The organism is Streptomyces sp. NPDC052016 (assembly GCF_044548445.1).
Lineage (GTDB): Bacteria > Actinomycetota > Actinomycetes > Streptomycetales > Streptomycetaceae > Streptomyces.
Genome location: NZ_JBIUBX010000020.1, coordinates 88113 through 112129 on the forward strand (window position 1 = coordinate 88113; position 24017 = coordinate 112129).

19 protein-coding genes are annotated in these 24017 nt (G+C 73.5%); 14 read left to right on the forward strand and 5 right to left on the reverse strand.

All coding sequences use genetic code 11. The features are described from left to right. The first annotated feature begins 282 nt into the window (after window positions 1-282). The 9 genes from ACIHAR_RS24725 (at window position 283) to ACIHAR_RS24765 (ending at window position 12351) form a co-directional block, all read left to right on the forward strand. On the forward strand, window positions 283-1605 hold the full coding sequence (locus ACIHAR_RS24725) for a formylglycine-generating enzyme family protein (protein ID WP_400021881.1): 1323 nt from the start codon (window positions 283-285) through the stop codon (window positions 1603-1605). Next, on the forward strand, window positions 1605-3011 hold the full coding sequence (locus ACIHAR_RS24730) for an MBL fold metallo-hydrolase (protein ID WP_365462200.1): 1407 nt from the start codon (window positions 1605-1607) through the stop codon (window positions 3009-3011). The genes ACIHAR_RS24725 and ACIHAR_RS24730 overlap by 1 nt, the downstream gene beginning before the upstream one ends. Continuing rightward, window positions 3008-4021, forward strand: coding sequence for an alpha/beta hydrolase-fold protein (locus ACIHAR_RS24735; protein ID WP_400021884.1), 1014 nt, complete (start codon window positions 3008-3010; stop codon window positions 4019-4021). Before ACIHAR_RS24730 ends, ACIHAR_RS24735 begins: the two co-directional genes overlap by 4 nt. Beyond that, on the forward strand, window positions 4009-5853 hold the full coding sequence (locus ACIHAR_RS24740; RefSeq protein ID WP_365462204.1) for an asparagine synthase-related protein: 1845 nt from the start codon (window positions 4009-4011) through the stop codon (window positions 5851-5853). The genes ACIHAR_RS24735 and ACIHAR_RS24740 overlap by 13 nt, the downstream gene beginning before the upstream one ends. Next, the gene (locus tag ACIHAR_RS24745) at window positions 5792-6892 is read left to right on the forward strand and encodes a hypothetical protein (RefSeq protein WP_400021886.1); all 1101 of its coding nucleotides are present in this window, start codon (window positions 5792-5794) and stop codon (window positions 6890-6892) included. Before ACIHAR_RS24740 ends, ACIHAR_RS24745 begins: the two co-directional genes overlap by 62 nt. Continuing rightward, window positions 6889-8868 (forward strand): aldehyde dehydrogenase family protein, encoded by a 1980-nt coding sequence (locus tag ACIHAR_RS24750; protein WP_400021888.1) that lies wholly within the window; start codon window positions 6889-6891, stop codon window positions 8866-8868. Before ACIHAR_RS24745 ends, ACIHAR_RS24750 begins: the two co-directional genes overlap by 4 nt. A gap of 6 nt (window positions 8869-8874) precedes the next feature. Continuing rightward, window positions 8875-9975 (forward strand): threonine aldolase family protein, encoded by a 1101-nt coding sequence (locus tag ACIHAR_RS24755; RefSeq protein WP_400021890.1) that lies wholly within the window; start codon window positions 8875-8877, stop codon window positions 9973-9975. A gap of 16 nt (window positions 9976-9991) precedes the next feature. Continuing rightward, complete coding sequence (locus ACIHAR_RS24760; RefSeq protein ID WP_365462212.1) at window positions 9992-10447, forward strand: pyridoxamine 5'-phosphate oxidase family protein; 456 nt, start codon at window positions 9992-9994, stop codon at window positions 10445-10447. Between the two features lie 152 nt (window positions 10448-10599). After that, complete coding sequence (locus ACIHAR_RS24765; protein WP_400021893.1) at window positions 10600-12351, forward strand: FAD-dependent monooxygenase; 1752 nt, start codon at window positions 10600-10602, stop codon at window positions 12349-12351. A gap of 185 nt (window positions 12352-12536) precedes the next feature. Here the strand turns inward: ACIHAR_RS24765 and hemG are convergent, their stop codons facing one another. The 3 genes from hemG to ACIHAR_RS24780 all read right to left on the reverse strand — a co-directional run bounded on the left by hemG (window position 12537) and on the right by ACIHAR_RS24780 (window position 17127). Next, complete coding sequence (hemG, locus tag ACIHAR_RS24770) at window positions 12537-14015, reverse strand: protoporphyrinogen oxidase (protein ID WP_365462217.1); 1479 nt, start codon at window positions 14013-14015, stop codon at window positions 12537-12539. Between the two features lie 119 nt (window positions 14016-14134). Beyond that, a complete protein-coding gene (locus ACIHAR_RS24775) occupies window positions 14135-15601 on the reverse strand; it encodes an FAD-dependent monooxygenase (RefSeq protein ID WP_400021895.1) in 1467 nt (488 codons plus the stop codon). A gap of 41 nt (window positions 15602-15642) precedes the next feature. After that, entirely contained in the window at window positions 15643-17127 is a 1485-nt protein-coding gene (locus ACIHAR_RS24780; RefSeq protein WP_365462353.1) for an FAD-dependent monooxygenase, read from the reverse strand. 245 nt (window positions 17128-17372) lie between these two features. Here ACIHAR_RS24780 and ACIHAR_RS24785 point away from each other — a divergent pair, with 245 nt between their 5' ends. From ACIHAR_RS24785 to ACIHAR_RS24795, 3 genes are all read left to right on the forward strand, one after another. Beyond that, a complete protein-coding gene (locus ACIHAR_RS24785; RefSeq protein ID WP_400021897.1) occupies window positions 17373-18119 on the forward strand; it encodes an SDR family oxidoreductase in 747 nt (248 codons plus the stop codon). Between the two features lie 34 nt (window positions 18120-18153). Continuing rightward, window positions 18154-18423, forward strand: a complete 270-nt coding sequence (locus ACIHAR_RS24790; RefSeq protein ID WP_365462223.1) for an acyl carrier protein — start codon at window positions 18154-18156, stop codon at window positions 18421-18423. Between the two features lie 90 nt (window positions 18424-18513). Beyond that, a complete protein-coding gene (locus tag ACIHAR_RS24795; protein WP_365462225.1) occupies window positions 18514-19392 on the forward strand; it encodes an NmrA/HSCARG family protein in 879 nt (292 codons plus the stop codon). A gap of 9 nt (window positions 19393-19401) precedes the next feature. Here the strand turns inward: ACIHAR_RS24795 and ACIHAR_RS24800 are convergent, their stop codons facing one another. Both ACIHAR_RS24800 and fabG read right to left on the reverse strand, forming a co-directional pair. Further along, window positions 19402-20019, reverse strand: a complete 618-nt coding sequence (locus ACIHAR_RS24800) for a DsbA family protein (protein WP_365462227.1) — start codon at window positions 20017-20019, stop codon at window positions 19402-19404. A 32-nt stretch (window positions 20020-20051) separates the two neighbouring features. Then, window positions 20052-20837, reverse strand: coding sequence for a 3-oxoacyl-ACP reductase FabG (fabG, locus tag ACIHAR_RS24805; protein ID WP_365462229.1), 786 nt, complete (start codon window positions 20835-20837; stop codon window positions 20052-20054). A gap of 219 nt (window positions 20838-21056) precedes the next feature. On the opposite strand from fabG, the gene ACIHAR_RS24810 reads away from it, so the two are divergent. Both ACIHAR_RS24810 and ACIHAR_RS24815 read left to right on the forward strand, forming a co-directional pair. Next, complete coding sequence (locus ACIHAR_RS24810; protein WP_365462231.1) at window positions 21057-22085, forward strand: methyltransferase; 1029 nt, start codon at window positions 21057-21059, stop codon at window positions 22083-22085. Between the two features lie 154 nt (window positions 22086-22239). After that, window positions 22240-23721 carry an FAD-dependent monooxygenase gene (locus tag ACIHAR_RS24815; RefSeq protein WP_365462233.1) on the forward strand — a complete coding sequence of 494 codons (1482 nt, stop codon included), beginning with the start codon at window positions 22240-22242 and terminating at the stop codon, window positions 23719-23721. Window positions 23722-24017: the final 296 nt, after the last annotated feature.

Sequence of the window (24017 nt, forward strand, 5' to 3'; positions counted from 1 at the left end):
GATCCGTGGCCGTTGCCGCCTTTTCCGTGCCGTGCGTATGCTTCCGGACCGTGAGGCCATTCGGCCGCATAAAAAACAGATACGACGGAGGGAGTTACGAATGACCGACCGTGACTTTATCGAGACCCGTGACGCTCAGCAGGAGACCAGCAAGTGGTGATCCGCTGACCAGCGAAATGCGCCGCCCGTACGGAATCGCATTCCGTGCGGGCGGCTCGTCGTCCGAGAGAGGTTGAGATGGTAGGAAATCGCGTTTCACAAGTCATCGACATTCCCTCCGACATGCTGGTGATCGACGACTCCACCGACGACCGCTACTGGGCATCGGTGGAGCGCGTCGTCGGCCTGGCCGAGGAGAAGGGCCGCACCGCCGACGGGGTGCCGTTGCTGGCGAGCCTCGTGGTCGCGCATCCGGAGTGGCCGGTGCGCGCCGGCGCGGTACGGCTGCTGGCCGCCCGGCACGCGGGCGACCCCGCCGCCGACGCCGCCGTGGCCGCCGCGACGCACGACACGGTCGACTGGGTCGCGTTCACCGCGCTCAAGGTCATCGCGGAGCACCGGATCGCCGCCGCCGTGCCCGACCTCATCCGCATCTCCGGCTGGCCCAGCAACTTCACCCGGCCCGACTGGGCGCGCAAGCCCGTCGGCTGCGGCGCGGCGCTCACCAAGCGCGCCCTCATCGCCGTCTTCGGCACCCGCGACCCCGCCGAACTGCGCCGGCTCGAGGACGAGTACTTCACGGACATGCGGGCGCGGATCGAGACCGCGCGCAAGCGCCCCCGGCGCACCACCGACGTCGTCCTGGTGCCGGGCGGCCCCGCGATCATCGGCGCCGACGCGCAGCCCGACGCCTTCCGCATGGCGCAGGACGACACCACGCTGCGCGCCGTGGACGTGCCCGCGTTCCTCATCGACCGCACCACCGTGACCAACGCGCGCTACCGGGAGTTCCTCGACGAAGTCGGCGACTCCGGTGAGTTCGACCACCCCGACCAGCCGCTCGAGCGGTCGCACCGCCCCGCCCACTGGCACGACCCCCGCTTCAACGCACCCGACCTCCCGGTCGTCGGCGTCGACTGGTACGACGCCTACGCCTTCGCGAAGTGGGCCGGCGGCTCGCTGCCCAGCGAGGTCCAGTGGGAGAAGGCCGCGCGCGGCGTGGACGGCCGCCGCTACCCGTGGGGCGAGGACTGGGACCCCGATCGCGTGAACTACGTCGAGCGGTCGTTCGGCGAGTCCGTCGCCGACCTCGACTCCCTCGAGGCGCTGCTCGTCACCATCTCCCAGGGGGACAACCCCGCCCACCCCGTGCTGCCCGCGGACGCCCTCCCGCAGGGCGCCAGCCCGTACGGCGTCCTGCAGATGTCGGGGAACGTCTGGGAGCTGACCCGGACCAACTTCTACACCGGCGAGGACATGGACCCCTTCTTCAAGGGGCGCCACCCGCTGGACTTCATGAACCGCAAGGAGGCCTTCCACGTCCTGCGCGGGGGCACCTGGACGTCGCCGCCGACCTGCCTGACCACGTTCTACCGCGGCAAGGACCTGATCACCGACCGGCACAACGAGGTCGGTTTCCGCTGCGTGTACGAGGTGACCGACTGATGCGTCTGACATCGCTCGGCCACGCCGCGGTCCTCGTCGAGACGGGGACGGAGCGGATCCTCTTCGACCCGTGGCTCACCCAGCGCCTGGACCGCTTCTGGGAGCACCACCCGCCGCTGCCGGACGACCTGGTCCGGGAGGTGCTCGACGAGGGCGTCGACTACGTGGTGCTCAGCCACCACCACTTCGACCACCACCACTTCCCCTCGCTGCTGCGCCTCGTCGACGGCGCCGACGTGGACTTCGACGACAGCCCCCGCCAGAGCTCCGGGGTCACCTGCGTGTACCCCGCGGGCCCCGTGCCGCCGCAGCTGACCGCCTCCGGGCTCGGGCACCAGGCGATCGCCTGGACGCTCCGTCGCTTCGGCTTCGAGCGGCTGCACCCGGTGACGCCGGGCGACACGATCACCCTGGGCGGGGCGACCCTGCGGACGTTCCCCTCAGCCGTGTCGTTCCCCGAGATGAGCGTGCTGGTGGAGACGGCCGACGCGGCCGTCATGCTGTGCGGGGACGCGCTCCTGCACGAGGCGACCGTGGCCGCCTTCCGCCGCGACGACGCGCCACGGCTCGACGCCGTGTTCGTGCCCGCGCACAGCATCTCGCCGCCCGGCGTGCTCACCGAGCGCCGCCCGCTGACCGACCCGGACGCGGCCCGCGCCCGCGCCGTCGCGAACTTCGACCGGTACGTCGAGTCGATCCCCGCGGCCCTGACGGTTCCCTCCTCGTTCGGCTGGCGCATCAGCGGCGACGGCGAGCGCGACTACTCCTGGTGCAACCGGACGATCTTCCCCTTCACCCCGACCCAGGCCCTGCGGCGCCTGGACGAGCTGGGCCGCGACGGCCTGCTGTGGGGCCCCGGCCAGGTGATCGAGGTGGCGGACGGCAAGGCCGCCCTCGCCGACGGGCCGGTGCCGCCGGGCGCGTACGACTTCGACCAGGTCTACTCCGAGGTGACCCTCGACCCGGACACACCGGTCCCGCCGTTCGACGCCTCCCTCGACCGGTACGGCCGCCAGACCCGCGGCTGCGAGGACATGCTCCGCGAGCTGCTGGACCGGCTGGTCGCGACCGACTACTGGTACCGGGCCCTGGACGACGGCGCCGGACGGCACGTCGTCTCGCTGTACGAGGACGACGGGTCCGAGACCTCCTACCTGCTCGACCCGGTGGCGGCCCGCGTGACGCGGCTCGGCGCGGGGCCGGCCCGCAGCCACCTCGCCGGCGGCGAGGGCTGGACCGAGATGGCGGCGAGCACGCTGGAGGCCATGCTCGACGCCGACCTGCTGTTCGGCAGCAGCTTCGGCCTGTGGGCCAGCGACGGCGTCCTGCTCTCCGCGGTCTTCCACCACCCCTCGTTCTACACACGCCACGTGGAACGCGCCCTGCGGGAGGCGAGCGGACCGTGAACGACGCCCCCGCAGCGGTCCTGATCGACCACGACAGCGCCTGCCTGCGCGGCAACCCGCTGGGCGACCCGCACCACCGCCGCATCGAGGTGCACCTGCCACCGGGGTACGACGGCGTCCGCCGGTTCCCGGTCGTGTACTGGCTGCCGGGATTCGGCGCCCACCCCGGCCTCGCCGGCCGGGCCCTCGCCTTCGGCGGATCCGTCGCCGACCGCCTCCGCCGCGCGATGGCGGACGGCCGGGTGCCGCCCGCGCTGCTCGCCGTGCCGGACTGCACGACCGCCTACGGCGGCTCCCAGTACCTCGACTCCGCCGCCTCCGGCCGGTACGCCTCCTACCTCGCCGAGGTCGTCGCGGAGGTGGACCGGCGGTTCGCGACCCGGCCCGAACCGGCGTGGCGCGCCGTCGCCGGGAAGTCCAGCGGCGGCTACGGCGCACTGGTCGCGGGCATGACGTCCGAGCTGTTCGGGGCGGTGATCGCCTTCTCGCCCGACGCCGGGTTCGAGCACTGCTACCTGCCGCTGCTCCCCGCCGCGCTCGACACCGTCAGGGCGGCCGGCGGCGTCGAGGGGCTGCTGGCCCGCCGGGACAGCGGCCCGCACGACGTGCCCTTCATGGTGGCGATGAGCATCGTCGCCATGGGCATGTGCTACGCCGACGACCCCCGGACCACCCCGTCGGACGCGCTGCCGTGCGACCCGCGCACGGGTCTGTTCCGCGACGACGTGTGGCAGCGCTGGCTCACCCACGACCCGGTGCGGATGCTCCCCGCCCACGCCGGCCGGCTCGCCGGACTCGGCCTGCTCCACCTCAGCGTCGGCGAACGCGACGACTACGGCATGCACTGGGGCGTCCGCGCCCTGCACGCGGCCCTCGACGCGCACGGCGTCCCCCACCTCCACCGGGAGCACGAGGGCGGACACCACGGCATCGAGTACGTCTTCGCCGAGGCCCTCGCGGAGCTGTGGCGGGTGTGGAGGGAACCGGAGGCCGGCGCATGTGCGGCATAGCGGGCTTCATCAGCTTCGAGGGCCGGCGCGATCCCGACTGGATGGACGCGCTCGGCCGGACGATGACCGACGCCATGGCGCACCGGGGCGAGGGCGCCTGCGCCCCGTACGTCTCGCCGTGCGGCACCGTCATGCTGTGCGCGACGCGCCTTGCGATCCGCGACCGCACCGAGGCGGGCGACCAGCCGATGACCGACCCCACCGGGCGGGTCGTCCTGGTGCACAACGGCGAGGTCTACGGCTCGCGTTCGCCCAAGCCACCGCTGTGGCCCCGCCGCACGACCTGCGACACCGAGTTCGTGCTGCAGCAGGTCTGCCGCGAGGAGGACCCCGCGGACGCGCTGCGGCCCTTGTCCGGCATGTTCGCGCTCGCCTGGCACGACACCTGGACCGGCCGCGTGGTCCTCGCCCGCGACCACTTCGGCGTGAAGCCGCTGTTCTACGCCCACGCCCACGGCGGGCTCCTCTTCGCCTCGGAGGCGGGGGTGCTGCTGCGCACCGGCCTGGTGACGCCCGAGGTGGACCCCGAGGAGTACGTCCTGCGCTCCTGGATCCGGATGGACGCGGCCGACGACCGGACCTGGCTGCGCGGTGTCAGGGCGCTGCAGCCCGCCGAGTACCTGGTGATCGACCGGCCCCGTACGCGCGCCCACCGCTACTGGCAGCCCACGCCGGTCGACGGCGTGGTGGGCCCCGAGGAGATCAGGGCCGCCTTCGACCGGGCGATCGCCGAGCGGGCCGTGTCCGACGTCCCGCGGGCGGCGGTGCTCAGCGGCGGCGTGGACAGCACGGCGACCGTGGCGGGCCTGACCGCGGCGGGCGTGCCCGTCGAGGGGTACGTCCTGCGCTACCAGGACGGCATCGGCGGCTCGGGCGACGACGTCGTCCACGCCGCCGAGGCCGCCGACCGGCTCGGCGTGCCGCTGACCGTCTGCGACCTCGACCGCCACCGCGCCGCCGAACTCGTACCGGTCCTGCCCACCCGGCTGATGCGGCCGCTGCTGCACGGAGCCGAGCTGGCGATGCACCACCTCTACGGCGCCATCGCCCGCGACCGGAACGTGGTCGTCTACTCGGGCCACGGGGCCGACGAGCTCTGGGGATACCAGGCCGGCCGCTACTTCCCCGTCGTCGACCCCTTCGCCCCCACATACATCCACGGGCGCCACTACCTGACGAACCAGCTGTACTCCGACGAGCGGCCGGTCTGGGCGCGGCTCGTCACCTGGATGGCGCGCGAACTCGGCGTCGACATGACGGCGGTGACCGACCTGGTCTGGGAGCGCACCCTGGACGAGTACCGGGCGATCAAGACGGCGTCCCCGCTCAAACGCGGCAGGCACCACCTGCTGCGGCGCTTCCTGGTCTACGTCAACGACATGGTGGACGCCACGTCGGCGACCTTCACCCTGGAGGACCGGCCCGTCTTCCAGGACGTCGCCCTCGCCGAGCTGGCCTTCCGCTGCCCCGAGCACCTGAAGGACTCCGGCGAGCCCGGCACCAGCCACAAGGGGCTGCTCAAGGAGGCGCTCGCCGACCTGCTGCCCGACTCGGTGCGGCACCGCCCCAAACAGGGCTTCCCGACCCCCACCGACCCCGGATACGTCCGGCAGCTCGCGGAGCTCGCCGACGGGCTCGGCACCCCCTTCGGGCTGCCGCCGCTGCCGGCCGCGCTCCGGGCGGAACTGGGCGTCGGCGAATGGATGTTCCTTGCATCGACCTCCGCCTGGCTCGACCACCTCGCGGAGCTCAGAACCGACCCGAGGAGTCATGGTGAGCAGTTCCGTCCCCCGGTGGCGCTGGCAGATCCTGGACAGCGCGGCCGGCCTTGATCCGGTGCCCCCCGTGATCGCGGAGGAACCGGCCCAGGACTGGTGCAACTTCGTGGTGTGGCGGCCGTCCGAGCTGCCCGAGGGCTGCGACGCCGTCGTCGGCACGATCCGCCGCGAGGCTCCCCCCGGGCGCGTGGACGCCGTGGGCCGCAGCCCGTGGAGCGACGCCAATCCGTCCGGCTACCGCACCGAGATCTCCGGCGGCGGACGGCGGCTGCGCCTCAAGCAGTTCCTGTACGACTGGGCCTTCCCCGCCGCGGACCACCCCTGCCTGTGGGGCAGCGAGACCCGGCCGTACGAGATCGGCGAGGGCCGGGTGGTCTGGCTCGGGACCGACTACCTCGGCCACCGGGCCGGCAGCGCCCGGCTGGGCCGGACCACGGTCGAACTCTCGGTGCTGGAGGGGGAGTTCACCGGCGAGGAGATCGTCGCGCTCTTCGCCGCGCTGCGGCCGGCCGTGCCGGAGGCGCTGCCGAGGATCCTGGCCACCCCGTTCTCCGAACTGAGCTACTGGGCCAGGCACCCGGCCGAGATGGTGTCCGTGCCCACCGGCGTCTTCCGCTTCCACCGGCAGGGGCGGGAGCACGAGGGCGACTGGATCCCGTCGGGCGAGGTCACCGCCTTCCTCACCGGGCAGGGGGTGCCGGTGTCGGCCGGTGCGTTCCACGCCGACAGCGCCGCGACGTTCGGCGACGGCTCCGCCGTCCGCGAGCTGGACGTCGTCTACGCCTCCGCCGCGGGCGGCGAACTGCGCCTCACGGCGCAGCGCACCGGTGGCGGGCGCCTCGCGTTCCCGCCCGAGCGGGACAAGCACCCCGCCACCGAGGAACTCCACGACCTCGACGGCCGCCCGCTGCACCTCGGCCACCTCAGCGCCGAGTTCGGCGCCTGCGACGCCTGGTGGCAGCATCCCGACGGCTACGACCTCAGACTGCTCGGCAGCGCGGGAACGGGCATGGGCCGGGAGCACTTCCTCGCCCTGGTCGCCGAGATCGACGCCGGTCTCCGCCTCGCCGGCCACGCCGAGGTGCTGGGATGACCGCCCCGCACCGACCGCCCCTCACCCACACCCCCACCCACCTCCCGACCCCGACCGACGCGCCACCCCGGCCGACCACGGCCGGAACCGCCGGACGGCTGCCGGAGGCCGGCAACCCGGCGACCCCGGCACTCAGCGCCCCGTCCGCCGGACACGCCACCGGACACGCCGTCGGACCGCTGCCGGACCCGGCCGTCCCGCCGGGTCAGCCCGGCGTGGATGCGGCCGCCGGGCGTGCCGTCGGGCGGTTGCCGGGTGCGGAGGGTCCGGTGGATCGGCTGGTCCCGGGGCCGGGTGCCGGTGATGGTGTGGTGGGCCGGTCGGGGCTGGATCCGGCTCCCACCGGCGGTGCTGACAGGGGGTTGCCGGAGGCCGCAGGGTCGGCGGGGCGGGCGGTCAGCGGCCCGGCCGCCGGAGATGCCGTCGGGCGGCTGCCGGGCACGGCCGTCTCGCCGGGTCGGCCTGTCGTGGATGCGGTCGCGGACCGTGCCGTCGGGCGGCTGCCGGGGACGGCCGTCTCGCCCGCCGCGCATGCGGTCGCCGAGCGGGACCGTGGGTGGCTGTCGGAGGATGGGGGCTCGGTGGGGCGGACGGTTCTCGATCCGTCCACCGGTCGGGTCGTCACGCGTGTGCCGGACACCGACGAGGCCGGTGTCGCCGACGCCGTGGCCCGGGCGGACGAGGCGTTCCGGGAGGTCTGGGCCGGCACCTCGCCGGCCCACCGGGCCGGTCTCCTGCGCGAGCTCGCGAACCTGCTGCGCGACGACCGCGACGAGTTCGCGGCGCTGGAGCGGCGCAACGCGGGCAAGCCCACGGCACGCGCCCTCGGGGAGGTGGACTTCGCCGCCCAGGTGGTCGACTGGTTCGCGGCGTCGGCCCGGTACCCGGTGGGGGAGACCCATCCGGCCGCCCCCGGCATGCGCACCTACACCGACCGGGTGCCGGTCGGGGTGTGCGCGGCGATCGCCCCGAACAACTACCCGCTCCTGCTGGCCGTGTGGAAGATCGCCGCGGCGCTCGCGTACGGCAACACCGTCGTCGTCAAGCCGGCGCCCGAGACGCCGCTCTCGATCCGCCGCCTCGTCGGCCGCGCCGCCGAGGTCCTGCCCGGGGGCGTGCTCACCGCCGTGTACGGCGGCGCCGGGACCGGCCGGCTGCTCTGCGACCACCCGGCCGTCGGCATGGTGTCCTTCACCGGCTCGACGGCGGCGGGGCGCGAGGTCGCGCGGCGCTGCGCCGACGGCCTCAAGCCCGTCTCGCTGGAGCTGGGCGGCAAGAGCCCGGTGGTGGTCTTCCGCGACGCAGACCTCGACGCGGCCGCGCGGGCGGTCGTCACGGGCTTCACCGGCAACTCCGGCCAAATGTGCGTGGCCGGGACACGCCTGGTCGTGGACCGGGCCGTGCACGACGATTTCGTCGGCCGCGTGGCCGAACTGGCCGCCGCCCTGCGGGTCGGCCGGCCGCAGGACGCGGGCACCGATCTCGGCCCGCTGATCAGCCGGGCGGCCGCCGACCGCGCGGCCGCGGTGGTCGAGGAGGCGGCGGCGCGGGGCGCGGAGGTGATCCTGCCACCCGGCCGCTCCGCGGTACGGCACGACCTCGACGGCGGGTTCTTCGTCCACCCGGTCGTCGTGGACGGCGCGCCGGCCGACGGCCGGGCCTGGCGCGAGGAGATCTTCGCCCCGGTGCTGGCCGTCGCGTCGTTCGACACCGACGCCGAAGCCCTGGCGCTCGCCCACGACACCGCGTACGGCCTGTCCGCCTCGGTCTGGACGTCGGACGCCGACCGGGTCGAGCGCTTCAGCAGCGCCCTGCGCGCCGGCATGGTGTGGGTCAACACCTGGGGCGACACCGAGGAGACGGTCAGCGTCGGCGGCCTCGGCCGGTCCGGGTACGGCCGGGAGCTGGGAATCCACGCGGTGGAGGGCTACACCAGGCCCCGCGCCGTCTGGGTGGCCCACCGGCGGGGAAGGTAGGCGGCCATGGCACCGGCCGTTTCCCCCCGGCTCGACTTCCGCAGCGACACCCGCACGGTGCCGGACGCGCGGATGCGCGCGGCGGCGGCCGCGGCGGAGGTCGGCGACGACGTGTACGGCGACGACCCCACGGTCGCCCTCCTCGAGGAACGGGTCGCCGCGCTGCTCGGCACCGAGGCCGCGCTGCTCACCCCCACCGGCACGATGGCGAACCTGCTCGCGCCGCTCGCCGCGTCCGGTCCGCCGGGATCGCCCGCGCCGCGGCTGATCGCCGGCGCCGACACGCACATGGCGTTCCTCGAGGCCGAGGGCCTGCGCCGTTTCGGCGGGGTGCAGCTGCTGCCGGTGGAGCAGCGCCCCGACGGCCTGCCCGACCTCGACGCCCTGGCCGCGCTGCTCTCCACCGCGGCGGGCGCGCCGACCGTGGTCTGTCTCGAGAACACGAGCATGATGCGCTCCGGCAACGCCCTCGACGCCGCGGCGACGCGCGCCGTGGCCGCGCTGGCCCACCGGTACGGCGCGCACTTCCACCTCGACGGCGCCCGCCTCGCGAACGCGGCCGTGGCGCTCGGGGTGCCCCTCGCGGAGCTGGCGGAGCCCGCGGACACCGTGACCTTCTCGGTCTCCAAAGGGCTCGGCGCGCCGGTCGGCGGGCTGCTGTGCGGGTCACGCGACCACGTCGCGCGCGCCCGCGAGCTGAGGGGCCTGCTGGGCGGCTCCCTGCACCAGGCGGGAGTCGTCGCGGCGCCCGCGCTGGTCGCGCTGGACCGTCTGTCCGAGCTGGCCGCCGACCACGAGACGGCAGCGGCGCTCGCCTCCGGGTTCGCGTCGGTGCCCGGCGTCGAGCTGATGCGCCCGCCGCGGCCGACCAACATGGTCATGGCGCGGATCGCCGGGCTGACCCCGGGCGAGTGCGCCGACCGCCTCGCCGGCCAGGGGGTGCGCGCCCTGCCGCTGCCGAACGGACACGTGCGCTTCGTGACGCACCGCGCACACGACATGATCGGTGTGCGCGAGGCCGTCAGAGCGCTGGCGGCCGTGGCGGCCACGGTTTCCGTGGCCCGGCCGACAACCGACGGAGACGCCCCGGACGGGGACTCTCCCTGACATCGATGGAGGAACCGTGACGGACGTGCCACCGCGTGGACTGGAGGAGAGGCTGCGGGACACCCGCGCGAGGCTGGAGAACGACGTCGACCTCTGGGTCGCGACGTCGGGCGCCTCGGGCGGTGTCCACCTCATCCCGCTCTCGTACCTCTGGGACGGAGCCGCGATCGTCGTCTCGACGCCACGCGCCTCGGTCACCGGCCGCAATCTGCTGGCGGACGGCCGGGTGCGCCTCGGTCTCGGACCGACGCGCGACGTCGTGATGATCGACGGTGTCGCGGAGCCGGTGGACATCGACGAGCTCGGCCCGGAGGCCGGGGACGCCTTCGCGGCCAAGACCGGGTTCGACCCGCGCAAGCTCGACGAGGACTACCAGTACTTCCGGATCCGGCCCCGGCGGGTCCAGGCCTGGCGGGAGGCGAACGAGCTGGCGGGACGCGGCCTCATGCGCGACGGCGCCTGGCTCGGCTGACCCCCTCGGCACCGGGCCCGCACGGCCCGCGCCGGCCGGTCACCCGCGTGACCGGCCGGCGCGGGACGGAGTCCAGTCGTTCTTGACCGGCGCTGCAGAGCGCCTTGCCAGGCTGCGCGGGCAAGGCATCTGCCGATTCTGGAAGGGCGAACATGGGAGCAATCGAGGTTCCGGTCCTGATCGTGGGCGGCGGCGGATGCGGCCTGTCCGCCTCCGTCTTCCTGTCGGACCAGGGTGTCGATCATCTGCTGGTGGAGCGGCATCCGGACACGTCGAGAATTCCGAAGGCGCATTACCTCAACCAGCGCACGATGGAGATCTTCCGGCAGCACGGAGTCGCCGAGGACGTGCTCGCGGAGGCGGCGCCGCTGGAGATGTTCGGCAAGGTCCGCTGGCAGACCACGCTCGCGGGTGACGGGCCGCTGGACCGGCGCCTGATCCACGAGATGGACGCCTTCGGCGGCGGTGCGCTGCGGGAGAGCTACGAGGCGGTGGGGCCCGTCCTGCCCGCCAAGCTGCCGCAGATGTGGCTGGAGCCGATCCTGCGCCGCCACGCGGAACAGCGCAATCCCGGGCGGATCCTCTTCCACCACGAGGTGACCACCTTCTCCGACGAGGGCGACCACGTCGTCGCCGAGGTGCGGAACACCGAGACCGGTGAGCTCACCACGGTCCGGGCGCAGTACCTCATCGGCGCCGACGGCGGCCGCATGGTCGGACCCGCGGTCGGCATCGAGATGCAGGGCCCGCCCGGGCTGGTCAACACCACGACCGTGTACTTCTCCGCCGACCTGTCGCAGTGGTGGGAGGAGGGCACGCTCATCACGCACTTCCTCAGCCCGGAGGACCCCGACCTCTCCAGCAACCTCATCGAGATGGGACCGAGCTGGGGGAAGGCCTGCGAGCAGTGGGGTCTGCACTTCGCCCCCGGCCCGCCCGGCCGCTGGGACACCGAGACGGTCGTCCCCAGGATCCGTGAGCTGCTGCGCCTGCCGGACCTGGACGTGACCGTGCACAAGGTGACGGACTGGATCGTGCACGCCCACCTCGCCGACCGCTACCGGGTCGGCCGGGTCCTGATCGCCGGTGACGCCGCGCACCGTCAGCCGCCCGCCGTCGGACTCGGCCTCAACACCGGCATCCAGGACGCGCACAACCTCGCCTGGAAGCTGGCCGCGGTGCTGAGCGGCCGCGCGCCCGACAGCCTGATCGACACCTACGAGGCCGAGCGCCGTCCCGTGGGCCGGGAGAACGTCGACTGGGCGGTGTCCGCCGCCACCCACCACCAGGCGGTCATCGACGCCGTCGGCGCCGGCCACAACATCCCGGCGGGGCGCCGCAGGCAGCGGCTCGAGGCGTACTTCGACCCGTCCCCGCTCGGCGACACGGTGCGGGCGCGCGCCCTGGAGATCTTCCACACCCACCGCGGCGGATGCCAGTCGCTCGACATGGAGGTCGGCTTCCACTACGAGGCGGGCGCGCTCGTCCCCGACGGCAGCGAGCCGCCGGCCCGCGTCCCCATGCGCAACGAGCACCGGCCGACGTCCCGCCCCGGGCACCGGCTGCCGCACGCCTGGATCACCCGCGACGGCCGCCGCCTGTCCACGCTCGACCTCACCGGCACGACCGGCTTCGCGCTGATCACCGGACCGGAGGGGACGCCGTGGTGCGAGGCGGCCGCGCGGGTGGCGGACAAGTTCGCGGTCCCGATCGTCACGTCCCGCATCGGCGCCGGCGCCGAGTTCGCCGACGTGGACGGCGGGTGGGAGGCCGTCCGGGAGATCACGGACGCTGGCGCGCTCGTGGTGCGCCCCGACCAGCACGTCGCCTGGCGCAGCACGGACGGCAGCGAGGACCCCGAGCAGGTCCTGGCGGAGGTGTTCGCCGCCCTCCTGGAGCGCTGACCCCGCGACGGGGAACGAGAAGTGGGGGGGGGGCGGGGGGGGGGGGGGCCCCGCCCGGGGGGGGGGGGCCCCCACCCCCCCCCCCCCCCCCCCCCCCCCCCCCCCCGCCCGGCGGCCCCCGCCCCCCCCCCCCCCCCCCCCCCACTTCTCTGTGTCCGCGACGAAAGCCGCCCCGGCCGGGCCGCTCAGACCCCGACCGCGACCGAACGGGCGGCGGCGTCCTTCTTCAGCCAGGCGAGGACCTGGTCCGCGGCCTTGCGCGCGGTGGCCATGCAGACACCGACGCCCACGCCGTCGTACAGGGCGCCGCACACCGCGAGTCCGGGCTGGGACGCCACCGCCTCGCGGATCCGCCGCACCCGGTCCAGGTGGCCGACGGTGTACTGCGGCAGGGCGTCGTTCCAGCGGCTCACCCGGGTCGCCACCGGCCCGCCGGTCACCCCGGTGGCCTCGGCGAGTTCGGCCGCCGCCAGCGCGACGAGATCGGCGTCGTCGCGCCGCAGCAGGTGCTCCTCGCCGAACCGCCCGAGCGAGCAGCGGACGATCTCCACCTCGCCCGCCAGGTGCGGCCACTTCACGGTCGTGAACGTGACCTCCTTGACCGCCTTCCCCTCCACCGCGGGCACCCGGTAGGCGGCGTACCCCCGGCCGGAGAGCCCGCCGGGGAACGCCGCGCGGGGGTAGGCGAGCGTGACCATCGCCACGCTCGAGTACGGCACCTCGGCGAGCGCCGACACGGCGGAGGCGGTCCCGGGCACCCCGGCGAGCAGGCTGCTCGCGGGGCCGGCCGGAACGGCGACGACGACGGCGTCCGCGTCGATGTACTCCGGGTCGGTGACCGGGCCCACGGTCAGCCGCCAGCCGCCCGCGCCGCGCGCGAGCTCCCGGACGGGTGCCCCGGTGCGGATCGACGCGTCCGGAGCGGCGGCCAGAACCTCCCGCACGAGCACGGGAGGCAGCGAACCGAACCCGCCCTCGAGGGTCGCGACGCTCACGGGCGGCGGCTTCTCCCCCTCCGCGAGCCGCGGCGTCAGCGAGCCCGCCGCGTCCGCCAGCGAGACGTGGTCGCGGGACGCCATGGCCAGCGGGGTCAGCGTGGCCTCGAACGACAGGTCCTCGGCGCGGCCGGAGAACACACCGGCGAGGAACGGGTCGACGAGGCGGTCCACGACCTCCTGGCCGAGCCGCCCTCCGACGTACGCCGCGACCGAGACGTCGCCGTCCCGGTCGAACGAGGGCAGCGTGAGGTCCTGCCGCGCCCGGTCGAGCCCTGCCGCGGACAGCACGCCGGACCTGGCGAGGTCGTCCATGTCGCAGGGCACGCCCATGAACTGGCGGTCGGGCTGCTGCCGGATCTCGGCCCTGGTCCAGATCGCCGACGCGGTGACGCCCGCCGGCATGATCCGGTCACCGAGCCCGGCGTCCTTGATCAGCCCGGTGGTCTTGCGGCGGTTGGCGTACAGCGACTCGGCGCCCTCGTCGACCGCGACACCCGCCACCTCGGAGACCGACAGCTTCCCGCCGACCCGGGACGATCCCTCCAGGAGCGTCACCCGGACCGGCTCGTTCCGCAGATGGAACGCCGCCGCCAGTCCCGCGACCCCGCCCCCGACGACGACCACATGGGGCTTGCCGCTCACCTGATCCCGTTCACTGCCAGCCATTCCACCAGCTCCTTCATGGTTACGGTGTCGTAGATCCCGCCCGGCGCCGGGTCGGCACGGGGACAGGCTCCGGCAGTCTGCCGGGGCGCCCCGGAACCCCGGTCGAGGGCGGCTGGATCTCAGGAGGGGCGGGCGTTCGCGGTGCCGAACCAGCGGTCGAGGGCTGTGGTGAGGTCGTCGGTGGTGCCGGGTGAGGTCCAGGCGACGTAGCCGTCGGGGCGGACGAGGACCGCGTGGAGTGCGGGGTCGGGGTCGGTGGTCCAGGTGCCGGTGGCGATGTGGAGGCGGTCGGTGAGGTCGTGGGCGGGGTGTGCGAGGGCGGGGTCGGTGGTGATGAGCAGGCCGTGTCCGGTGTGGAGGAGGTCGGCGACGCGGGTGCGGGTGCCGTCGGTGAGGGTGAGTTCGTGGTGGGGCGGCATGCGCAGACCGAGGAGCGGGTGGTCGCCCTTGCCGACGTCGTAGCGGATGCCGAGGCCGCTCAGCATGCCGGCCAGGTGCTCGGCGGCGTCCTGGTGGGAGACCAGCTCGGCCATGACGGCGCGGACCGGGTCCATGTCCTCGCCGGTGAGCCGCAGTTCGATCGCCGCGCGGGCGTTGCGCGCCAACTGCCTGCCGATGGGGTGGCGTTCGGCGTGGTAGGTGTCCAGCAAACCCTCGGGCGCCCACCCGTTGACCGTCGCGGCCAGCTTCCAGCCGAGGTTCACCGCGTCCTGGACGCCCACGCTCAGTCCCTGTGCCATGGCCGGGGGCTGCACGTGCGCGGCGTCGCCGGCCAGGAACACCCGGCCGCGCCGGTAGGCGGCTGCGGCCCGTGAGGCGTCGGTGAAACAGCTGATCCAGCGGCACTGCCCGTGGTGGATGGACTCGCCAGTGAGCCGCTGCCAGGCGTCGGCGAGGTCGGTGTAGGTGAGGGAGTCGCGGTCGCGCGGCGGGGTCCCGGCCTCGTGGACGACGACCCGGGTGACGCCGTTCTCCAGGTCCATCGCCATGACCATGCTGCCGCCCGGCAGGTTCTCGCCGATGCGCCGCTTACGGGTGTCGATCCCGGTGACGTCGGCGGTGAGGAAGCCGCGCCGGCCCTCGGAGCCGGGGAAGCCGATCCCGGCGAGTTTGCGGACGGAGCTGCGGCCGCCGTCGCAGCCGACCAGGTAGCCGGCGCTGTCCTCGCCGGGTCCGTCGGGTCCGTCGAGGGTCACCACGACGCCGTCGGGGCTCTCGTCGTAGCCGGTCACCTCGTAGCCGCGCAGGATCGGCACACCGAGTTCGGTCACCCAGCCCTCCAGCATCCGCTCGGTGCGGAACTGGGAGATCCCCCGGTGCCCGTAGTGGTTCTCCGCCAGCATGCCGAGATCGATCGGCACCCCGCCGAAGTGGCTGTCGGCGGGCTCGGTCTCACCGAGGCGTCCGAGCAGGCCCCGCTGGTCGAAGCACTCGGCGGTGCGTCGGGTGAAGCTGGCGCCGCGCGACTCCCGCGGCGGGGCGGGAAGCCGCTCGTAGACGACGACGTCCACGCCGCGGAGCTTGAGTTCGCCCGCCGTCATCAGGCCGACCGGGCCCGCGCCGACGACGATCACATCCCTGGCCATGTGCATGCTCCTCTTCCGATGGGTTCCGTCGATGTGGCCGGTCACCGGCCGGCGGGCTGGGGGGCGTTCGCGGTGCCGAACCAGCGGTCGAGGGCTGTGGTGAGGTCGTCGGTGGTGCCGGGTGAGGTCCAGGCGACGTAGCCGTCGGGGCGGACGAGGACCGCGTGGAGTGCGGGGTCGGGGTCGGTGGTCCAGGTGCCGGTGGCGATGTGGAGGCGGTCGGTGAGGTCGTGGGCGGGGTGTGCGAGGGCGGGGTCGGTGGTGATGAGCAGGCCGTGTCCGGTGTGGAGGAGGTCGGCGACGCGGGTGCGGGTGCCGTCGGTGAGGGTGAGTTCGTGGTGGGGCGGCATGCGCAGACCGAGGAGCGGGTGGTCGCCCTTGCCGACGTCGTAGCGGATGCCGAGGCCGCTCACGATCCCGGCGACCTGCTCCGCCGCCGCCTTGTGGGCCAGCAACTCGCCCATGACCTCGCGGACCGGGTCCATGGCCGCCTCGCCGAGGTAGATCTTCGCCGCCGCCCGGGCGTTGCGGATCAACGCGCGGCCGACCGGGTGGCGTTCGGCGTGGTACGTGTCCAGCAGGCCCTCCGGCGCCCACCCCTTGACGGTCGCCGCCAGCTTCCAGCCCAGGTTCGCGGCGTCCTGGAGCCCGGCGCTGAGCCCCCACGCCGCCAGCGGGGGTATCTCGTGCGCGGCGTCGCCGGCCAGGAGCACCCGGCCGCGCCGGTACTCCTCGGCCAGCGCGGCCGAGTTGCCGCAGGCCCACAGCCAGTGGGGCTCCGCCGTGTCGATGGACTCACCGGTCAACCGCCGCCACGCGGCGGCGACCTGATCGAACGTCAGGGACCCCGGGTCCGGGCGCGCGGGCAGGGCCGGGTCGTGGATGACGATGCGGAAGCGGCCGCCGCCCAGGGGCGTGCACACCACCATGCTGCCGCCGGGAAGGCGCTCCCCGATGGGCCGGGGCCGCGGGGCGACGCCGGTGATCTCCGCGGTGTACATGCCCCGGGTCGCCTCCCAGCCGGGAGCCGGTATGCCGGCCAGCGCGCGCACGGTGCTCCCCGCGCCGTCGCAGCCGACCACGTAGGCCGCGGTCTCCTCGCCGGGGCCGTCGGGGCCGGCGAAGGAGACCACGACGCCCTCGGGGGTCTCGCGCAGCGCGGTCACCTCGTGGCCGCGGCGCACCGGGACCCCGAGCCCGGCCAGCCAGCCGCTCAGCGCCTCCTCGGTCCTGGCCTGGGACAGGCCCAGCACGCCGCTGTGATCCTCGTCGAGCATGCCGAGGTCGAAGCGGATCCCGCCGAAGTGCCCCATCGGGCCCCACCGGAACTCGCCCAGCCGGGGGAGCAGCCCGCGCTGTCCCAGGGTCTCGGCGGCCCGTCTGTTGAAGCCGAGGGCACGGGATTCCCCGGTCGGTGCGGGCAGCCTGTCGTAGACGATCACGTCCACGCCGTGCAGGCGGAGTTCTCCGGCCAGCATCAGGCCGACGGGCCCGGCTCCGACCACTATGACGTCATTGGTTTTCATCATCAGGCCTCTGCGCTGTGGCAATGGTTGGCCGTTGTGAAGCTACCCAGCGCCATGTTCGACGGCAATGCGCGGGAATGCGCGCGCCGGTCGGGCGTTCAACTGTGGATCGAGCCCGCTTGAACGCGCATTTGAACGCTTGAACGCGGAGCAATGCACGGCAATGTAGGAGGTGCCTCCGGAGTTCGGGTCTTACTACTTTGAATACGTGAGTAATTCGTCGGCGCGCCGGAATCGGAACGCCCATGACGAAAGGAAAAGACGTGCCGATGGAGAGGATCGCGCTCGTCACGGGCGCCAACAAGGGCATCGGATTCGCCGTCGCGCGCCAGCTCGGCGAGCGGGGGATCGTCGTCCTCGTCGGCGCGCGGGACGAGGTCCTCGGCAAGCAGGCCGCCGACGCCCTGGCCGCCGGCGGCGTCACGGCGCTGCCGCTGCGGCTCGACGTGACCGACCCGGCCTGCGTCGCCGAGGCCGCCCGAGAGATCGAACGGCGCTACGGACGCCTGGACATCCTGGTGAACAACGCCGGCATCGCGGGCCGCTTCACCGGGGCGCCCGGTGAGGCGACCGCCGCCGACCTGCGGGAGGTCTACGAGACCAACGTCTTCGGCGTGGTCACCGTGACCCACGCGATGCTGCCGCTGCTGCGCCGCTCCCCGGCCGGCCGCGTCGTCAACCTGTCCAGCCACGTGGGCTCGCTGACCCTGAACTCGGATCCGGGCTCCCCGCTGGCGGGCGTCAACATGATCGCCTACCAGTCCTCGAAGACCGCCCTGAACGCGGTCACGGTCGCGTACGCGAAAGAGCTGCGCGGGACCCCCATCAAGGTCAACGCCGCCCTCCCCGGAGTGGTGGCCACGGACATCAACCACCACCGCGGTCACCGGACACCCGCCGAAGGAGCGGTGATCGCGGTCCGGCTCGCCCTGCTGGACGAGGCCGGCCCGTCGGGCGCGTGCCTGGCGGACGACGGACCCGTTCCGTGGTAGCGCGGAACGCCACAACAGAGGAAGAGGAACGGCCTTGTTGCAGATAACGATCAGCGACCTCCAGACCATCATGCGCCAGTGCGCGGGCGAGGCCGAGGACGCGCTGCCGCTCGAGCAGGCGCCCGACCGTCCCTTCGAGGAGCTGGGGTACGACTCCCTCGCGCTGCTCGAGACGCACAGCAGGATCGAGCGGGACTACGGCATCGAGCTCTGCGAGGAGGAGGTCGGCGGGATCAACACCGCCCGGGAGCTCGTCGACTTCGTCAACTCGCTGCTCCAGCTCAAGGTGATGACGGCGGCCTGACTCCGACGCGCACCGCGGCCGGTCGCGGCCATCACATCCGATCGCCGTGCCGGGCGGGAACCCGGCGGGCACAAGACAGGGAGACAGACAGTGGCGGTTGAAGGAACGATCCTGGTGCTGGGCGGCACCGGCCGGCAGGGCGGGGCGGTGGCCCGCGAACTGCTCAGGCGCGGGCGGACCGTGCACGCCCTGGTCCGCGACCCGGGCAAGGAGGAGGCGCGGGCGCTCGAGGAGGCGGGCGCGGTCCTGGTCCGCGGTGACATGGACGACGAGGCCTCGCTCCTGGCGGCGATGAAGGACGTCCACGGCGTGTTCAGCGTCCAGACGTTCCGGGGCCCCGGCGGGGTCGAGGCCGAGGAACGGCAGGGCAGGGCGGTGGCCGACGCCGCGGTCCGGGCCGGGGTGGGGCACTTCGTCTACAGCTCGGTCGGCGGCGCGGACCGGGACACCCGTGTCCCGCACTTCGAGAGCAAGCTGAGGGTCGAGCGGCATCTGCGGACGCTCGATCTGCCGACGACGGTGCTGCGGCCGGTCATGTTCCACGACATCCTCCTCGACATCGCCCCGCGCCCGGTGGAGGGCGAGCTCGTCCTGTCCATGTGGCTGGACCCTCGGACCTCGGTGCAGCTCATCGCGACCAGCGACATCGGCGCGTTCGCCGCGGACGCCTTCGACCACCCGGACGCCTGGATCGGCAGGGTGGTCGAGATCGCCGGCGACGACCTGACCGGACCGCAGATGGCCGCCGCGTTCGAGGCGGTGTCCGGCGTCCCGACCCGCTTCCAGCAACTGCCCATCGAGCCGCTGCGCGCGGCCCGTCCGGACCTCGCCAACATGTTCGACTGGTTCGAGCGGGACGGTTACCACGCCGACCTGCCGGAACTCCGCCGGAGCAGGCCGGACCTCGTCTCCCTGGAGACCTGGCTGAGCGACAACTGGACCGCCCCCGTGGTCGCGTCACGACGTTGACCGCGGATCTCAGGTGAAGAGCGGATCGCGGGTACGGGTGCGCTTGAGTTCGAAGAACCCGTCGGTCCCGGCCACGGCGAGAACACCGTCCCAGAGCCTCACCGCGGCCTCGCCGCGCGGGGTCGGTGTCACCACGGGACCGAAGAACGCGACGTCGCCCACCGCGAGGACGGGAGTGCCCACATCGGTGCCGACGCGGCCGATGCCGTCGTCGTGCGACGCGCGCACCGCGGCGTCGAACGCGTCGGACCCGGCCGCGTCGGCCAGGGCGGGATCGAGGCCCGAGGCGGCCAGGGCCGCCTCGTAGGTGGACCGCTCCTTGGGCGCCTTCCCGAGGTGGAACCGGGTGCCGAGCTCGGTGTAGAGCCGGCCCAGCACCCCGGATCCGTACGCCTCCTCGGCGGCGGCGCAGACCCGCACCGGCTCCAGACGCAGGGCCAGGTCCCGGTGCCAGCGCTCGGGCAGGTCGGCGCGCCCCTCGTTGAGCACGGTCAGGCTCATCAGATGCCAGCGGATCTCGAGGGGCCGTCGCCGCGCGACCTCGAGGATCCAGCGGGAGGTCAGCCACGCCCAGGGGCAGGTCGGGTCGAACCAGAAATCCACCGGGGCGGGGGTGTCGTGCGGCAACGTCGGTCTCCTCGCGTGTCCGTGGGGTGCGGTCAGTAGTTCCCGAGGCCACCGCAGACGTTGATCGCCTGCGCGGTCACGGGCGCCGCCGCGTCGGAGACCAGGTAGGCGACGAGGCCGGCCACCTCCTCGGGGGTGGAGTAGCGGCCGAGCGGGATCTTGGCCTCGAAACGCTCGAGGATCTCCGCCTCGGTCGTGTCGAAGTGGGCGGCGTAACCCTGCCGCACCCGCTGCGCCATCGGGGTCTCCACATAGCCGGGGCAGACGGCGTTGACCGTGACGCCCGTCTTCGCGAGCTCCAGCCCGAGCGCCTTGGTGAAGCCGACGACACCGTGCTTGGACGCCGAGTAGGGGGCGCCGAGCACCACGCCCTGCTTGCCGCCGGTGGAGGCGATGTTGATGATCCGGCCCCAGCCGCGCTCGACCGGCTTCCCCGCCCTGAGCACCGCGCGGGTCATCAGGAAGACGCTGTTGAGGTTGGTGTCGATCACGTCGTACCAGAGCTCGTCCGCGATCTCCGCGGTCGTACCGCCACCGCTGCGGCCGGCGTTGTTGACCAGAACGTCCACCCGCCCGTACCGCTCGACGACCGTGCCGACGAGGCGGTCGACGTCGTCCGGCTTCCGGACGTCGGCGGCCAGGCCGTCGACGTCGTGGCCGTCCGCCCGGAGCTTTTCGACCGTCTCCCGGACGGTCTCGGGGTTCCGCGCGCAGAGGAATACTCTGAGACCCTGGCCCGCGAGGTTCTCGGCGATGGCCAGGCCGATTCCGCTCGTTCCGCCGGTGATCAGCGCCACCTGCTGTCCCTTGTCCGCCATTCCGCCTGCTCCTTCTCGGGGTGTATCTGAGGCCGGAACAACCTGACAAGAGGGGCCGGATTCCCGGTCGAGCGCCGGTGGAGGTGCATCCGTTCAACCGCACCGATTCTTCGGTCGAACGTTCAGGTCAACAATTCCAAAAATTCGGGAGTTGCGGGTCCGAGAAGCGCCCACCTATCGTCTGGAATCCACGACAAAAGGCGCTCCGAGAGGAAAGTCATGTCCGCATTGCCCGAGGTCCGTGACCAGTCCGACGCATATGCGCTGCTCGATCTTATTCAGGGTGCCGTGATCACCCAGGCGATTTCCGTCGCGGCCAGGCTCGGCATCGCGGACGTCCTCGCCGGCGGCCCGCTGTCCGCGGAGGACATCGCCGAGCGGGTCGGATCCGACCCCAGGGCGACCCACCGGATCCTGCGCCTGCTCTGCGGCCACGGGGTGTTCGCGGTCCGCCCGGACGGCCGGTACGAGCACACGCCGCTGTCCGACAAGCTCCGCGACGACGCGCCGGACTCGATGCGCGGCTTCGCCCTGCTGATGAGCCACCCCCTGCTGCACGAGGAGTGGGGCCACCTGCTCACCACCGTGGAGACCGGCGAGCCCAACCTGCCGAAGCTGCGCGGCATGGGCGCGCTGGACTTCTTCCACGCCAACCCCGAGTACGCGGCCGTGTTCTTCCACGCGTTCGGCAAGATCTCCGAGTCGGAGACCGACCCGATCCTGGCCGCCTACGACTTCTCCGGGTTCCAGACGGTCGTGGACGTCGTCGCCGGCCGCGGCCATCTCCTCGCGGGCATCCTCAAGCAGTCGCCGAACGTCAAGGGCGTGCTGTACGACTCCGAGGTCGCGACCGTGGACTCGCCCGCGCTCTTCGAGGCGGCCGGCGTCGCGGACCGGCTCACGATCGAGCACGGCGGCTACCTCGACAAGCTGCCCTCGGGCGGTGACGCCTACCTGTTCAAGCACATCATCCACGACTTCTCCGAGGCCGACGCCGTGACGGCCCTGCGCAACGCGCGCGAGGCGATCAGCCCCGACGGCAAGCTGCTCGTCATCGAATACGTGCTGCCCGAGAACAACGAGCGCCACCTCGGCCACACCATCGACCTCTGGCTGATGCTCATGCTCGGCGCCCAGGACCGCACGCTGGCTGAGTACACCGAGCTGTTCGCCAAGGCCGGCTTCAAGGTCACCAGGGCCGTCCCCACCAGCGCGCCGATCTCGATCATCGAGGCGATCCCGGTCTGATCCGGCGGAGCCGGTCCGCTTCCCGGCGGCGGTGCCGCCGGTGCCTTGTCCGGCGCACGACGCCGGTCCGATTCCCGGCGGGTGCCGCCGGTCCGATTCCCGGCGGGGTGCCGCCGGTCCCCACGCAGAAGTCGAGGCTCAGGACAGGAAACACATGGATACCGATGTCATTGTTATCGGGGCGGGTCCCGCGGGACTGACGCTCGCGGCCGAGCTCCGCCTCGGCGGCGCCGACGTCATCGTCTTCGAGCAGCGGGCGGAGCGGAGCTGGGAGTCGCGCGGCATCGGCTTCACCGCGCGCGCCACCGAGATGTTCCACCAGCGCGGGATCCTCGACCGCCTGCACAACATCGAGGTCACCCGGCAGGGGCACTTCGGCGGCATCCCCATCGACTACGGGGTGCTGGAGGGTTCGCACTTCGGAGTGCGCGGCGCCCCCCAGTACAAGATCGAGGAAATGCTCGAGGACTGGGCGCTGGAGCTGGGCGTGTCCGTGCGCCGCGGCTACGAGCTCACCGGCCTGACCGACACCGGGGACCAGGTCACCGCGATCGTGCGGGGACCGGAAGGCCCCGAGGAGTGCTCCGCCCGCTACCTGGTGGGCTGCGACGGCGGGCGGAGCACCGTCCGGCCCCTGGCGGGCTTCGAGTTCGCCGGCTCCGACGCCACCCGCGAGATGTACCTCGCGGACGTCAGGGGCTGCGACATCAAGCCGCGGATGATCGGTGAACTGCTGCCGAACGGCATGGTCATGGCGGCGCCGCTGGAGCAGGGGTACACCCGCATCATCGTCTGCGAGAACGGGACGCCGCCGGACCGCGGCCGCGAGGTGACGTTCGCTCAGGTCGCCGACGCCTGGCAGCGGTTGACCGGCGACTCGATCCACGACGGCGAGGCGCGCTGGGTGAGCGCGTTCACCGACGCCACCCGCCAGGCCACGGAGTACCGGCGCGGCCGGGTGCTGCTGGCCGGGGACGCCGCGCACATCCACCTCCCCGCCGGCGGGCAGGGGCTGAGCGTCGGCGTGCAGGACGCCTTCAACCTCGGCTGGAAGCTGGCGGCGACGGTGAAGGGCCGGGCCCCCGAGGGCCTGCTCGACACCTACCACGCCGAGCGCCACCCGGTGGGGGCGCGCGTCCTGCGCAACACGCTCGCCCAGGGGACGCTCAACCTCACCGGCAGGTCGGTCGAGCCGCTGCGGACCGTCATGGCGGAGCTCATCGCGATCCCGGCGGTGGCACGGCACCTGTCCGGCATGGTGAGCGGCTTCGACATCCGCTACGACCTGGGCGGTCCCGACCCGGACGGGCCGGCGCACCCCCTGCTCGGCACCCGGATGGCCGACCGCGAGCTGGAACTCGCCGACGGCGGCCACGACCGGATCGCGCGGCTGCTGCACGCGGCACGGGGCGTCCTGATCACCGCCGACGCCTCCGACGCGACGAGCCGGACGGCCGCAGGCTGGTCCGACCGCGTCGACCTCGTCCGGGTCAGGGACTTCCCCGCCGGACCGGAGGAGGGCGGCGCCGCGACGGAGTCCGTGCTCGTCCGCCCCGACGGCTACGTCGCCTGGGTGGCGCCGCACGGCGGCGACCTGGTCGACGCGCTGCGGCGCTGGTTCGGCGAGGAACGCTAGGCGCTCTGCCTGGCGCCGATGGGTTGTCGTTCGGCCGCGGCGCCGTCGTGGCTGGTCGCGCAGTTCCCCGCGCCCCTGCGGGCCGTGGTCCCCTGCGGGGCCTGGTCCTCTGTGGGGCCTGGTTCCTGTGGGCTCCGGCCCCCTGCGGGGCCTGGTTCCTGTGGGCTCCGGCCCCCTGCGGGCCCTGGTTCCTGTGGGCTCCGGCCCCTGTGGGCTCCGGCCCCCTGTGGGCTCCGGCCCCTGTGGGCTCCGGCCCCCTGCGGGCTCCGGCCCCTGTGGGCTCCGGCCCCTGTGGG

What these genes read in the sequence shown, in the direction of transcription:
- ACIHAR_RS24740 (WP_365462204.1), top strand. Translation starts at nt 4,009, where the DNA reads ATGTGCGGCATAGCGGGCTTCATCAGCTTCGAGGGCCGGCGCGATCCC.
- ACIHAR_RS24750 (WP_400021888.1), top strand. Translation starts at nt 6,889, where the DNA reads ATGACCGCCCCGCACCGACCGCCCCTCACCCACACCCCCACCCACCTC.
- ACIHAR_RS24745 (WP_400021886.1), top strand. Translation starts at nt 5,792, where the DNA reads ATGGTGAGCAGTTCCGTCCCCCGGTGGCGCTGGCAGATCCTGGACAGC.
- ACIHAR_RS24765 (WP_400021893.1), top strand. Translation starts at nt 10,600, where the DNA reads ATGGGAGCAATCGAGGTTCCGGTCCTGATCGTGGGCGGCGGCGGATGC.
- hemG (WP_365462217.1), bottom strand. Translation starts at nt 14,015, where the DNA reads ATGGCTGGCAGTGAACGGGATCAGGTGAGCGGCAAGCCCCATGTGGTC.
- ACIHAR_RS24810 (WP_365462231.1), top strand. Translation starts at nt 21,057, where the DNA reads ATGTCCGCATTGCCCGAGGTCCGTGACCAGTCCGACGCATATGCGCTG.
- ACIHAR_RS24730 (WP_365462200.1), top strand. Translation starts at nt 1,605, where the DNA reads ATGCGTCTGACATCGCTCGGCCACGCCGCGGTCCTCGTCGAGACGGGG.
- ACIHAR_RS24725 (WP_400021881.1), top strand. Translation starts at nt 283, where the DNA reads ATGCTGGTGATCGACGACTCCACCGACGACCGCTACTGGGCATCGGTG.
- ACIHAR_RS24780 (WP_365462353.1), bottom strand. Translation starts at nt 17,127, where the DNA reads ATGAAAACCAATGACGTCATAGTGGTCGGAGCCGGGCCCGTCGGCCTG.
- ACIHAR_RS24785 (WP_400021897.1), top strand. Translation starts at nt 17,373, where the DNA reads ATGACGAAAGGAAAAGACGTGCCGATGGAGAGGATCGCGCTCGTCACG.
- fabG (WP_365462229.1), bottom strand. Translation starts at nt 20,837, where the DNA reads ATGGCGGACAAGGGACAGCAGGTGGCGCTGATCACCGGCGGAACGAGC.
- ACIHAR_RS24775 (WP_400021895.1), bottom strand. Translation starts at nt 15,601, where the DNA reads ATGGCCAGGGATGTGATCGTCGTCGGCGCGGGCCCGGTCGGCCTGATG.
- ACIHAR_RS24815 (WP_365462233.1), top strand. Translation starts at nt 22,240, where the DNA reads ATGGATACCGATGTCATTGTTATCGGGGCGGGTCCCGCGGGACTGACG.
- ACIHAR_RS24755 (WP_400021890.1), top strand. Translation starts at nt 8,875, where the DNA reads ATGGCACCGGCCGTTTCCCCCCGGCTCGACTTCCGCAGCGACACCCGC.